The organism is Streptomyces sp. NPDC000880 (assembly GCF_053599675.1).
This window is the reverse complement of the sequence record NZ_JBSFMS010000173.1, coordinates 1-12132: the sequence shown is the minus strand read 5'-3', so window position 1 is coordinate 12132 and position 12132 is coordinate 1. Positions and strand designations below refer to the sequence as shown.

At 71.5% G+C, this 12132-nt stretch carries 12 protein-coding genes; 2 read left to right on the top strand and 10 right to left on the bottom strand.

The window, feature by feature from the left end; all coding sequences use genetic code 11:
• Positions 1 to 202: 202 nt before the first annotated feature.
• From recN to ACWDO5_RS33205, 4 genes are all read right to left on the bottom strand, one after another.
• Entirely contained in the window at positions 203 to 1945 is a 1743-nt protein-coding gene (gene recN, locus ACWDO5_RS33220) for a DNA repair protein RecN (protein WP_450534272.1), read from the bottom strand.
• A gap of 190 nt (positions 1946 to 2135) precedes the next feature.
• The gene (locus ACWDO5_RS33215) at positions 2136 to 3059 is read right to left on the bottom strand and encodes an NAD kinase (protein ID WP_450534271.1); all 924 of its coding nucleotides are present in this window, start codon (positions 3057 to 3059) and stop codon (positions 2136 to 2138) included.
• On the bottom strand, positions 3056 to 3871 hold the full coding sequence (locus tag ACWDO5_RS33210; RefSeq protein WP_450534270.1) for a TlyA family RNA methyltransferase: 816 nt from the start codon (positions 3869 to 3871) through the stop codon (positions 3056 to 3058). The genes ACWDO5_RS33215 and ACWDO5_RS33210 overlap by 4 nt, the downstream gene beginning before the upstream one ends.
• A 7-nt stretch (positions 3872 to 3878) precedes the next feature.
• Complete coding sequence (locus tag ACWDO5_RS33205; RefSeq protein ID WP_450534269.1) at positions 3879 to 4229, bottom strand: hypothetical protein; 351 nt, start codon at positions 4227 to 4229, stop codon at positions 3879 to 3881.
• Between the two features lie 42 nt (positions 4230 to 4271).
• Between ACWDO5_RS33205 and ACWDO5_RS33200 the strand changes: the two genes are divergently transcribed.
• Positions 4272 to 4619 carry an SCP2 sterol-binding domain-containing protein gene (locus ACWDO5_RS33200; RefSeq protein ID WP_450534268.1) on the top strand — a complete coding sequence of 116 codons (348 nt, stop codon included), beginning with the start codon at positions 4272 to 4274 and terminating at the stop codon, positions 4617 to 4619.
• Here ACWDO5_RS33200 and ACWDO5_RS33195 read toward each other — a convergent pair.
• The 4 genes from ACWDO5_RS33195 to ACWDO5_RS33180 form a co-directional block, all read right to left on the bottom strand.
• Positions 4567 to 5406, bottom strand: coding sequence for an ABC transporter ATP-binding protein (locus ACWDO5_RS33195; RefSeq protein ID WP_450534267.1), 840 nt, complete (start codon positions 5404 to 5406; stop codon positions 4567 to 4569). The genes ACWDO5_RS33200 and ACWDO5_RS33195 overlap by 53 nt on opposite strands.
• Before the next feature lie 36 nt (positions 5407 to 5442).
• Positions 5443 to 6477: a FecCD family ABC transporter permease gene (locus ACWDO5_RS33190; RefSeq protein WP_450534274.1), complete on the bottom strand. Its 1035-nt coding sequence runs from the start codon at positions 6475 to 6477 to the stop codon at positions 5443 to 5445.
• Positions 6478 to 6567: 90 nt separating this feature from the next.
• On the bottom strand, positions 6568 to 7548 hold the full coding sequence (locus tag ACWDO5_RS33185; protein ID WP_450534273.1) for a FecCD family ABC transporter permease: 981 nt from the start codon (positions 7546 to 7548) through the stop codon (positions 6568 to 6570).
• A 122-nt stretch (positions 7549 to 7670) separates the two neighbouring features.
• Positions 7671 to 8699 (bottom strand): HAD-IIA family hydrolase, encoded by a 1029-nt coding sequence (locus ACWDO5_RS33180; protein WP_450534266.1) that lies wholly within the window; start codon positions 8697 to 8699, stop codon positions 7671 to 7673.
• A 73-nt stretch (positions 8700 to 8772) separates the two neighbouring features.
• Between ACWDO5_RS33180 and ACWDO5_RS33175 the strand changes: the two genes are divergently transcribed.
• A complete protein-coding gene (locus tag ACWDO5_RS33175) occupies positions 8773 to 10053 on the top strand; it encodes a DUF1015 domain-containing protein (RefSeq protein ID WP_450534265.1) in 1281 nt (426 codons plus the stop codon).
• Positions 10054 to 10108: 55 nt separating this feature from the next.
• On the opposite strand, the gene ACWDO5_RS33170 is transcribed toward ACWDO5_RS33175, so the two are convergent.
• Positions 10109 to 10801, bottom strand: a complete 693-nt coding sequence (locus ACWDO5_RS33170; RefSeq protein WP_450534264.1) for a tetratricopeptide repeat protein — start codon at positions 10799 to 10801, stop codon at positions 10109 to 10111.
• Entirely contained in the window at positions 10735 to 11976 is a 1242-nt protein-coding gene (locus ACWDO5_RS33165) for a hypothetical protein (protein ID WP_450534263.1), read from the bottom strand. Before ACWDO5_RS33165 ends, ACWDO5_RS33170 begins: the two co-directional genes overlap by 67 nt.
• Positions 11977 to 12132 lie beyond the last annotated feature (156 nt).

The window sequence follows — 12132 nt, the reverse complement described above, 5'->3', positions numbered from 1 at the left end:
TGCCCCGCGCCACGCGGTCGCCGCGAGGTCTGCGCCGGGTCCACCAGCCTTAGCGCGGTCTCCCGCCGCCGTACCGTCCGCGCGTGCACGGCGAGTCATGAACTGGGGCAAGCGGGGCGCGATTTCAAGATCTTCAGGATACTTCCAGAACGGGCCACCGGCCGGCTACCCGTCCGCCCTGGCCCCAGCATCTCCGCCCGGGCTACCCGTCCGCCCTGGCCGTCGCCAGCAGTTCCTCCGCGTGCGCCCGCGCGGTCTGGGAGTCCTCCTGGCCCGCCAGCATCCTCGACAGCTCGCGCACCCTGTCCTCGCCCTCCAGGACCGTCACGCCGCTTCGCGTCACCGAGCCGTCGTTGGTCTTCTCGACCAGCAGCTGACGGTCGGCGAACGCCGCCACCTGCGGCAGATGCGTCACGACCACCACCTGCGCCGACTTCGCGAGCTTCGCGAGCCGCCGGCCGATCTCGACGGCCGCCTTGCCGCCCACGCCCGCGTCGACCTCGTCGAAGAGGTACGTGGGCACCGGGTCCGTCCCCGCGAAGACGACCTCGACCGCGAGCATCACGCGCGAGAGCTCACCGCCGGATGCCCCCTTGGCGATCGGCCGCGGCGGCGCGCCGGGGTGCGGGGCCAGCAGCAGTTCGACGTCGTCGACGCCGGACGGCCCGTACGCCACCGGGCGGCCGCCGACCTCCACGCCCTCGGGGTCCTCCGTCTGGCGGATGTCGAACGACACGCGCGCGTGCGGCATGGCGAGCGAGGCCAGTTCCGCGGTGACGGCGTCGGCGAACCGCGCCGCCGCCTCCGTACGCGCGTCGGTCAACGCCTGGGCCAGACCCGACAGTTCGCCCCGCAGCGCGTCCCGCTCCGCCGTCAGCTCATCGATTCGCTCGTCGTCGCCGTCCAGCTCGGTGAGGCGTTCGGCGCTCTCCTCGGACCAGGCCAGTACGGTGGCGACATCCTCGCCGTACTTGCGGGTCAGCTGCGTAAGAGCCGCCCGCCGTTCCTCCACCGCGGCCAGCCGCAGCGGATCGGCGTCCAGATTGTCGGCGTACCCGGCGAGCTCTCCAGCCACATCGCCGAGCAGGATGGAGATCTCGCCCATCCGGTCGGCGAGCGCGGCCAGCGCCGGGTCGTGGGAGCGCACGGCGTCGAGCGCCCGCCCCGCGCCCGCGACGAGCGTCGTCGCGTCGACGCCCTCCGGGTCCTCGGGGTTGCCCGCGAGCGCGGCGTGCGCGACGGACGCGGCGGACGCGAGCGCCTCCGCGTGGCCCAGCCGCTCGGCTTCGGCGGCGAGTTCGACGTCCTCGCCCGCCCGCGGCTCGACGCCCGCGATCTCGTTCAGCCCGAAGCGGAGCAGATCGGCTTCCTGGGCGCGCTCGCGGGCGCGCGTGGTCAGTTCGTCCAGCTCGGCGCAGACGGCGCGCAGCCGCCGGTACGCCGCCGCGTACTTGGCGTGCGGCCCGGTGACCGCGCCGCCCGCGTACCGGTCGAGCGCCTCCCGCTGCCGCGCGGGCCGCAGCAGCCCCTGCTGGTCGGTCTGGCCGTGGACGGCGACGAGTTCGTCGGCCAGCTCGGACAGCATGCCGACCGGCACGGACCGCCCGCCGATGTGGGCCCGCGAGCGCCCCTCCGCGGAGACGGTCCTGCTGATCAGCAGGGTGCCGTCGTCGAGTTCGGCCCCGGCCTCCTCGGCCCGTACGGCCGCGGGACCGTCGGCGGACACGCTGATCCGCCCCTCCACCACCGCCGACTTCGCGCCGATCCGCACCAGGGCGGGGTCGGCGCGCCCGCCGAGCAGGAGCCCGAGGCTGGTGACGACCATGGTCTTGCCCGCGCCCGTCTCACCGGTCACCGCGGTGAAACCGGGCGACAGCTCGACGACCGCGTCGTCGATGACACCGAGCGACCGTATCCGCATCTCCTCCAACACGGACCTGACCATACGAGGTTTCCCCCGTCCGACGCGACATCGCCCCCCGACGCGGTACGAGCGGAAACGGGTGCTGAGGCACCAGGCAGGCCGTCACTCCGGGGTCTCCGGCAGGCCGATCGCGGACCGTAGGGCTCCCCACACACGCGGGGACAATCACGCATGTGGGAATGGCCTCCGGCCCCTCAGCACGACGCAGAGCCTAGTTCGGCGCGCCGCGCCAACCCGAGACCGGCAGCGCGAACTTGGCCACCAGACGGTCCGTGAACGACGCGTGGTGCAGCCGTGCGAGACGTACGGGAACGGCCCCGCGCCGCACCACCACCCGGGCCCCCGGAGGCAGCTCGACGGTCCTGCGCCCGTCGCACCACAGCACCCCGTGCGGCGTGTGGGGCTGCACCTCCACCGCGAGCACCGAGGTCGGCGAGGTCACCAGCGGCTTGGCGAACAGGGCGTGCGCGCTGATCGGCACCATCAGCAGCGCCTCCACCTCCGGCCACACCACCGGCCCGCCGGCCGAGAAGGCGTATGCCGTCGAGCCGGTCGGCGTCGCGCACACGATGCCGTCGCAGCCAAAGGCGGTCACCGGCCGCCCGTCGATCTCGAGGACGACCTCCAGCATCCGGTCGGGCGAGACCTTCTGCACGGCCGCCTCGTTCAGCGCCCAGTCCCGGTGCACGATGTCGCCGTTGCTGTGCACGTGGACATCGATGGTCATGCGCTCCTCGACCTCGTAGGCGCGCGTGACGACCCGGTCGACGACCTTGTCGAGGTCGTCGCGCTCAGCCTCGGCGAGGAAGCCGACGCGCCCGAGGTTGACGCCGAGCATCGGCACCCCGGAGGCCCGGGCGAACTCGGCGCCGCGTAGCAGCGTCCCGTCGCCGCCGAGCACGACCAGCAGCTCGCAGCCATCGAGTACGCCAGGGGTCGCCTCGCGGACCGTCTCAACGGACGGCGGCAGCGGCAGGTCGGCCGCCTCCGCTTCAAGGACGCGTACGCGCAGACCGCAGCGCAGCAGCCCCTGTACGACGAGTTCGGCACTGCGGATCGCCGCGGGCCGCCCGGTGTGTGCGAGCAGGAAAACGGTGCGCGCTGGTGTCGCTTCCGCTTCTGGTGTCGTTGTCAACGAGGTCCCTCCGCCACTGCACGGTCGACTTCCGCCGGATCAAGCTCGGGCGCTCCGGCCCGGAGCCACAAAAAATACTCAACATTGCCGGAGGGGCCCGGCAGCGGACTGGCGGTGACGCCCAGCACACCGAGTCCCAGCTCCGCCGCCTTGCGCGCCACGGCTCGCACCGCGTCCGCCCGCAGCTCGGGGCTGCGTACGACCCCGCCGCTGCCAAGCCGCTCCTTGCCCACCTCGAACTGCGGCTTGACCATCAGCACCAGGTCCGCGTCGGGAGCCGCGCAGCGCACGAGGGCGGGCAGCACCAGGGCGAGCGGAATGAAGGAAAGGTCCCCGACCACGACGTCCACCAACTCTCCATCGATCGCCTCCACCGTCAACTCGCGCACATTCGTACGGTCCTTGACGGTGACGCGTTCATCGGTCTGCAGAGACCAGGCGAGTTGTCCGTAACCGACATCGACCGCCACCACATGACCGGCGCCCGCCCGCAGCAGTACATCCGTGAAGCCGCCGGTCGACGCGCCCGCGTCCAGCGCCCGCCGTCCCTCGATCTTCAGACCGAGCGGTACGAAAGCCTCCAGCGCTCCGGCAAGCTTGTGGCCGCCGCGCGAGACGTACTCGGGGTCGCTGTCGTCCGCGGCGACGACGACGGCCGCGCTGGTCTCGACCTGGGTGGCGGACTTCGTCGCGGTGTTGCCACCGACGGTCACCCGCCCCGCGGCGATCAGCTGGCTCGCGTGCTCCCGCGAGCGTGCGAGGTTGCGGCGTACCAGCTCGGCGTCGAGGCGGCGGCGGGCCACTCCTGCCACGTTCGGTTCAGCTCCTGTGGTTGTACGAGGGTGACGGCTGGGGGCGTGCGTCGAGCGCGTTCAGCGCGTCACGCAGCCCCCTGTGTACATCCTCGTACACCTCGAGGTGTCCGTCCGCCGGGAGGTGGTCGGCGTCGGCCAGTCGCTCCAGCTGGGCGTCCACGCCGGCATCACCGGTGGGTACGCGCTGCACGCCGAGGGGCGCGGGCGCGGCGGGTTCGTACGCCTGGGCGGCGGCCACCGCCGGCGCGAGGCTCCCGGAGGCGGCCGCAGGCACGGGCCTCCCGGGCGCGGGGCTCCGTGGCGCCTCCTGGATCCCCTGCGCCTGGATCTCCGGGCCCGACATCGAGTCGCTCATGCCCAGACGCTATCGCGAAGCCCTGAGGTACGGTCGATCACGATGGCGACAATGGAAGAGTGCCGCACCGCACTCGACAAACTCTCGGACAACCTGGCACAGGCGGACGGCGACGTGCGTGGCGCGGCCGCGCTCGACCGATCCCTCAGCTGCCACATCAAGGATCTCGACATCACCTTCACCGGCCGTCTGGACGACGGCCGGATCGCGGTGGCCGACACCTTCCCGGGTCCGCCGCGCGACAGGGCGGAGATCCGCCTGGCGATGAATGGCGACGACCTGGTGGCGATGGTCAACGGCGAGCTGAACTTCGCGAAGGCCTGGGCCTCGGGCCGGGTCAGGCTCGAGGCCGGCTTCCGCGATCTGCTGCGCCTGCGGACACTGCTGTAGCGGTACGCCTCCGGGCCGCCGGCACCACCAGCGGCGTCCCGGACTCCGGGTCGTCGATGACCTGGCTCTTCACCCCGAAGACCTGCTCCACCAGCTCGGCAGTGACCACATCCGCGGGCGCGCCCTCGGCGACGACCTGCCCGTCGCGCAGGGCGATGAGGTGCGTGGCGTAACGGGCGGCCTGGTTCAGGTCGTGCAGTACGGCGACGAGCGTCCGCCCCTGCGTCTCGTGCAGCTCCGCGCACAGGTCGAGCACTTCGAGCTGGTGCTGGATGTCGAGGAACGTCGTGGGCTCGTCGAGCAGCAGCAGCGGGGTCTGCTGGGCGAGCGCCATCGCGATCCATACGCGCTGCCGCTGCCCGCCGGACAATTCATCGACATAGCGCTCTGCCAGTTCGCCGACTCCGGTCGCGCCCATCGACTCCTCGACAATCCGCTCGTCCTCGGGCGACCACTGGCGCAGCAGTCCCTGGTGCGGATAGCGGCCGCGCGCGACCAGGTCGGCGACCGTGATCCCGTCCGGCGCGATCGACGACTGCGGCAGCAGGCCCAGCGTCTTGGCGACCTTCTTCGCGGCCAGCGAGTGGATGACCTGCCCGTCGAGCAGAACCCGGCCCTGGGTCGGCTTGAGCATCCGGGACAGGGCGCGCAGCAGAGTCGACTTTCCGCAGGCGTTCGGCCCGACGATCACCGTGAAGGAGTTGTCGGGGATCTCCACCGAGAGGTTCTCGGCGATGACACGCCGGTCGTAGGCGAGGGTGACCGATTCCGCGGTGAGGCGCTGCATAGGGGTTCGTACTCCTGGATCGGGGGTTCACGGGGTTCATATGCGTCCCGCCTTGCGTTCGGTGACCAGCAGCCAGAGCAGATAGCAGCCGCCCAGCACTCCGGTCATCACACCGACCGGCAGCCGGCGCTCGCCGAAGGCGGTGGTGGCCACCCAGTCGGCGATCAGCAGCAGCGCGGCGCCCATCACCCCGGCCGCGGCGAGGTTCGGCCCGGGCGAGCGGGTCAGCCGGCGGGCGAGCTGGGGCGCGCTCAGCGCGACGAAGGCGATCGGCCCGGCGGCCGCTGTTGCGACCGCGATGAGCACGACGCCCGAGCCCATCAGCACCACGCGGGTGCGCTCGACCGGCACGCCCAGCGCGTACGCCGCGTCGTCGCCCATCTCCAGCATCCGCAGCGGCCGCCCGTACATGAACACAAGCGGGACCAGTGCGGCGCACATCCCGAGCAGCGGCCAGACCTGGGCCCAGTCGCGGCCGTCGAGCGAGCCGGTCATCCACAGCGTCGCCCGGGTGGCGTCGACCAGGCTGGCCTTGGTCAGCAGATAGTGGTTGGCGGCGGTGAGCATGGCGGCGATGCCGATGCCGACGAGGACCAGCCGATAGCCGTACACGCCGCGCTTCCACGCCAGCAGGTAGACCGCGACGCCGGTCACCACTCCGCCGACGACCGCGCCCCCCGCCACCGCGACCGCCCCGCCGTCGAAGAGCACGATCACGCTCAGCACGCCGACGGTCGCGCCCTGCCCGAAGCCGATCACATCCGGGCTGCCCAGCGGATTGCGGGAGATGGACTGGAAGATCGCGCCGCTGAGGGCGAGCGAGGCGCCGACGAGCAGTCCGACGAGCACCCGCGGCAGCCGCAGGTCCTGGACGATGAACTCCTGCGCCGGCGTGCCGTTCCCGAGGAGCGTGGCGATGACCTCGCCGGGCGAGATCGGGAAGTCGCCACTGCCGATCAGTACGACTCCGGCACCCGCGACGGCCGCGGCGAGCAGCAGGACGACGGCGGCCGTCCTCGGATCGACCCGTACGGAGAGTCCGCCGGGGGTGCGTATCGCTTTCACTGGGATTTCCCTCACATGACGTTCCGGACAGTTCGTCGGAGCTGTCTGTCCTGCCGGGGTCCGGGGGTTGTCCCCCGGGAAGACACAGCACGGCCTTCACAGCTGGGCCATCCTCTTGCGGCGTACGAGATGGATGAAGACGGGCCCGCCGATCAGTGCGGTGACGACGCCGACCTGCAGCTCGGAAGGGCGTGTGACGACCCGGCCGACGACGTCGGCGCCCAGCAGCAGGACGGGCGACAGGACGGTTGCGTACGGCAGGATCCACCGCATGTCGGGTCCGGTGATGGTGCGCACGAGGTGCGGGATCATCAGCCCGATGAAGACGATCGGCCCGCAGGCGGCGGTCGTCGCCCCGCACAGCAGCGTGACGGTGAGCATGGCGAGTGCGCGCGTGCGGTTCAGATGCGCGCCGAGCGCGCGGGCGGTGTCGTCGCCCATCTCCATGGCGTTGAGCGGCCGCGCGAGCAGCAGCGCGAGCACCACCCCGACGCCGATGAACGGTGCGACCTTGCCGATGGTCTCCATGTCGGCCGAGGCCAGCGAGCCGACCGTCCAGAACCGCAGCCGTTCAAGGGCGGCGGCGTCGATCAGCTGTACGGCGTTGATGTAGCCGTAGAGCGCGGCAGTCGCCGCGGTCCCGGCGAGCGCGAGCCGTACCGGAGTGGCGCCGCGGCTGCCGCCGAGGACGTACACGAGAACGGAGGCCGCGGCCGCGCCGAGGAACGCGAACCACACATAGCCGGTGAGCGATGTGACGCCGAGGAAGCTGACAGCGGAGACGACGGCGGCCGACGCTCCCGCGTTCACGCCGAGCAGTCCGGGTTCGGCCAGCGGGTTGCGCGTCAGCGCCTGCATCACTGCCCCCGCGAGGCCGAGAGCCGCGCCGACGATCAGACCGAGCAGGGTCCGTGGCACGCGCACATCGTGGACGATCACGTCATTGCCGGCGCCCGAGTTGTGGAACAGGCCGTGCCACACGTCGGAGAGCGGAATCGACTTGGCACCGACGGCGATGCTTGCGACACAGATCAGCAGCAGGAGGCCGAGGGACACCAGCAGCCCGGTGGCGCGCATCGCGTGGCGCTTGTGGGACGCGGCTGCGGATATCGGCTCCGCGCTCTTTTCGGGGGGACTGTCGACCAACACGAGGTTAGGTTAGCCTACCCTGCTACCGATCAAGCCTGCCCTGACGCGGCCTACAACCCCAGCCGGGACAACGCCTTGCCCGCGTCCAGGGTGCACGCGCCGTCTCCGGCCTGCGTCCACGCCGCCGCGCACAGCGCCCGCAGCCCGTCCAGCGGCTCACCCTCGCCGTCGAGCTCCAGCTCCTCGTCGCGTACGGACGCGGTCCACCCGCCGCACGTGAACCCGCCGTCCGCCTCGGCCACTTCGGGCTGCCCGGTCAGCATCCCGCGCAGATCGGCGTCCACATAGGTCGGCCGGTGCTCAGGCCGCGCGGCCAGCAACCGCGCGCCGTCGGTCACCCCGGTCAGTACGAGCAGCGAGTCCACGCCCCCGTTGAACGCGCCCTCGATGTCCGTGTCCAGCCGGTCCCCGACCACCAGCGGCTTGCGCGCGCCCGTCCGCAGGATTGTCTCCTTGTGCATCGGCGGCAGCGGCTTCCCCGCCACCTGCGGCTCCGCGCCCGTCGCGATCCGTACGACCTCGACGGCCGCACCGTTGCCGGGCACAATCCCTCGCGCGCTGGGAATCGTCAGGTCGGTGTTGGACGCGAACCACGGCACACCCCGGGCGATCGCGTAACACGCCTCCGCGAACCGCCCCCACGCCAGATCAGGACCGCCGTACCCCTGCACCACCGCCGCCGGATCGTCGTCCGCGAAATCCACCGGCTCAAGGCCCCGTTCACGCAGCGCGATCCGTAGTCCATCGCCGCCGATCACGAGCACCCGGGACCCGGCCGGCACCTGGTCGGAGATCAACCGGGCGACTGCCTGCGCCGAGGTGATGACGTCCGACGCATTGGTCGGTACACCCAGCTCGGTGATGTGCGCGGCCACGGCCTCGGGCGGCCGAAGCGCGTTGTTCGTCACATACGCGAGGTGCATTCCCCGCTCCCGCGCCGTCAGCAGCGATTCCACGGCGTACGCGATCGCTTCACCACCCGCGTACACCACGCCGTCCAGGTCGAGCAGTGCCGTGTCGTAAGCCTCGCTCAGCGCCGTCGCGCTTCCGCTCGGCCGGTTCCTGCTCTGCTGGCTCATTCGCTTTCGCTCCTCACTAGGTGCCACTCCCCCACGATCATCGCTCATCCGCGGACCCACATACGATGCACAAATGAACACCGAAGGTCCCGCGGCCAATGACGGTCTGCGCTTGATCCCGTTCCGTGGACTGCGCTATGTCCCCGAGCGGGTCGGTAGCCTCGCCGCCGTGACCTCGCCGCCGTACGACGTCGTCGTCAGGCCCGACGGACTGCTCCACCTCGAGTCGGCGGACCCCCACAACATCGTCCGGCTGATCCTCCCGCAGGCGACCACCGCGCACGCCCGTCACCAGCAGGCCGCCGAGACTCTCACCCGCTGGCTGGCGGACGGCATCCTGGCCGCGGACCCCGAGCCGGCGCTGTATGTGTACGAGCAGCGCCAGGGCGACATCCTGCAGCGCGGCGTCATCGGCGCGCTCGCCCTGTCCGAACCGTCCGAAGGCGTCGTCCTCCCCCACGAGGACGTGATGCCGGACATCGTCGCGGACCGCGCGGCCCTGATGCGTACCACCGCCGCCAACCTGGAACCACTGCTCCTCACCTACCGCAGCATGGGCAGCGCGACCGGCGCGACCGCCGTCATCGAACGCACCGTCCTGCGCTCCCCGCTGCTGGCCACCACCACGGAGGACGGCTTCAGCCACCGCCTGTGGTCGGTGACGGACCCCGCCGATCTGGCCGAGATCCGCGCCGACCTGTCCGACCGTCAGGCCCTGATCGCCGACGGCCACCACCGCTGGGCGACGTATCTGCGGCTGCGCGCCGAACACTCCTCGACCGGCCCGTGGAACTACGGCCTCGTCCTGCTGATCGACACGGTCCGCTACCCGCTGCGGGTCCGCGCCATCCACCGCCTGCTGCACCGCCTCCCGGTCTCCGAGGCGCTCACCGCGCTGACCGGATCCTTCCGTGTCCAGCACCTGGAAGTCCCGCTCCCGCAGGCGCTGGAGGCCCTCGCGGACGCGGCCGCCGGGGGGAACGCCTTCCTCCTCGCGGGCGACGGCGCCTTCCACCTCGTCGACCGCCCGGACCCGGTACTGCTGTCCCGCACGGTGCGCGCCGACCGCCCCGAGGCCTGGCGCACGCTCGACGCGACGGTCCTGCACTCGACGCTCCTGGACGATATCTGGCGGATTCCGGACGCCCCGGAACACATCGCGTACATCCACGACACGGAGGCGGCCGTGACGCAGGCCGAACTCCACGGCGGTACGGCGGTGTTGATGTATCCGGTACGGGAAGAGGTCGTACGGGATCTCGCCCGAGAGGGTGTCACGATGCCGCGCAAGTCCACCTCGTTCGGCCCGAAGCCGGCGACGGGCCTGGTACTGAGAAGCCTGGCGCTGGACTAGGACATATGAAAGGGCGGCACCCGCTTGGGGTGCCGCCATTCCTCGTTACGTCCTGCTACTCGGACTTGTCACCGTCGACATCGCCGGACGCGTCGACATCGCCGGACGCGTCGTCCGCGTCGTCCGTTTCGATGGCGTCGACGAACTCCACACCGTCCAGCTCGGCAAGCCGGTCCGAGGCGTCGGTCGCCCCGTCCCTGTCCGCTTCGAGCGCCTTGGCGAACCACTCACGCGCCTCAGCCTCACGCCCGGCCGCCAGCAGCGCATCGGCGTACGCGTAGCGCAGCCGCGCGGTCCATGGCTGTATGGAGTTGGACGCCAGTTCGGGACTCTGCAGGGTCACAATGGCTGCGTCGATCTGCCCCATGTCCCTGCGCGCGCCGGCCGCGACCAGTCGCATCTCGACCTGACCCGCCTTGTCGAGCTTCTGCACCTCGGGCTCACCGGCCATCGCCATCGCCCGTTCGGGACGCCCGAGCCCACGCTCGCAGTCCGCCATGACGGGCCACAGCTCGACGCTCCCGGTCATCCGCCGGGCCGCCCGGAACTCGGCCAGAGCCTCCGCGTACTTCTGCGTCGCGTACGCGGCGAAGCCGGCGGCCTCCCGCACGGCAGCCACACGCGAGGCAAGCCGCAGCGCGACCCTGGAGTACGCGTACGCCTGCTCCGGGTCCTCGTCGATCAGGTTGGCGACCATGACGAGGTTCTTGGCGACGTCCTCGGCAAGACCCTTGGGCAGGCTCTGCAACTCCTGCCGTACGTCCTTGTCGATCTCGTCGCCCGTGACGTCCTCGGGAATCGGCAGCCGCTTGATCGGCTCGCGGTCTCCGCGGTCGCGGTCGTCACGGCGCCCGTAGCCACCACGATCGTCCCGGGACCCGCGATAACCACCACGGTCGTCACGCCGGTCGTCACGCGGCCCGCGGTACCCACCACGGTCGCGGTCGTCACGACGCCCGTAGCCACCGCCACCAGCGGGACGTCCACCACGGTCGTCATCGCGACGCGGCCCACTCGGCCGGTCGTCGCGACGCCCATAGCCACCGCCACCACCGGAACGGTCGTCACGCCGAAACCCGCCGCCCCCACCACTGCTGGGGCGCGAGCCACGGTCGTCACGCTGCCCGCCGTACCCACCACGGTCGTCATCGCGACGGAACGACGGACGGTCGTCACGCCGGTCATCACGGCCGCGGTCGTCACGCCGGTCATCACGGCCGCGGTCGTCACGCCGGAACCCACCCGGACGGTCATCACGGCCCCGGTCATCACGCCGGTCGTCGCGCGGACCGCGATACCCGCCGCCGGAACGGTCGTCACGCCGGAACCCGCCGCCACCGCCGCCGCTGGGGCGAGAGCTGTACCCGCCGCCGCTGGGGCGCGAGCCACGGTCGTCACGCTGCCCGCGGTACCCACCACGGTCGTCATCGCGACGGAACGACGGACGGTCGTCACGCCGGTCATCACGGCCGCGGTCGTCACGGCGCCCGTAAGCGCCGCCACCAGTGGGCCGTCCACCGCTGGGACGTCCACCACGGTCGTCATCGCGACGCGGTCCACTCGGCCGGTCGTCGCGACGCCCATAGCCACCGCCACCACCGGAACGGTCGTCACGCCGGAACCCGCCGCCCCCACCACTGCTGGGGCGAGAGCCGCCACCGCCGCCGCTGGGGCGAGAGCCACGGTCGTCACGCTGCCCGCGGTACCCACTACGGTCGTCCTCCCGACGCGGACCACGATCGTCACGGCCCCGGTCGCGGTCGCGGTCGTCGCGACGAAACCCACCCGGACGGTCATCACGTCGGTCGTCACGTCGGTCACGGTCGTCGCGCGGCCCGCGGTACCCACCACGGTCGTTGTCACGACGCGGACCACGATCACGATCCCGGTCGTCGCGGCCACCGCGGAAGCCGCCCCGCTCACCACCGTCCCTACGACGCGGCTCGCGCTCCGGACGATCGTCGGGAGAGTTGGTGGACATCGGCGTGACTCCTGTCTTCGGTACTGCAGTCATTCTCGCGCAGCCGGCCTTCGGACGCGCTTCGGAAAAGCAAGCAAAACAAAAAGGACCCGTGGTCC

Coding starts and splice junctions, on each gene's coding strand:
- ACWDO5_RS33185 (WP_450534273.1), bottom strand. CDS start 7,548: ATGCGCGCCACCGGGCTGCTGGTGTCCCTCGGCCTCCTGCTGCTGATC.
- ACWDO5_RS33200 (WP_450534268.1), top strand. CDS start 4,272: ATGGCGACAATGGAAGAGTGCCGCACCGCACTCGACAAACTCTCGGAC.
- ACWDO5_RS33175 (WP_450534265.1), top strand. CDS start 8,773: ATGAACACCGAAGGTCCCGCGGCCAATGACGGTCTGCGCTTGATCCCG.
- recN (WP_450534272.1), bottom strand. CDS start 1,945: ATGGTCAGGTCCGTGTTGGAGGAGATGCGGATACGGTCGCTCGGTGTC.
- ACWDO5_RS33205 (WP_450534269.1), bottom strand. CDS start 4,229: ATGAGCGACTCGATGTCGGGCCCGGAGATCCAGGCGCAGGGGATCCAG.
- ACWDO5_RS33195 (WP_450534267.1), bottom strand. CDS start 5,406: ATGCAGCGCCTCACCGCGGAATCGGTCACCCTCGCCTACGACCGGCGT.
- ACWDO5_RS33180 (WP_450534266.1), bottom strand. CDS start 8,699: ATGAGCCAGCAGAGCAGGAACCGGCCGAGCGGAAGCGCGACGGCGCTG.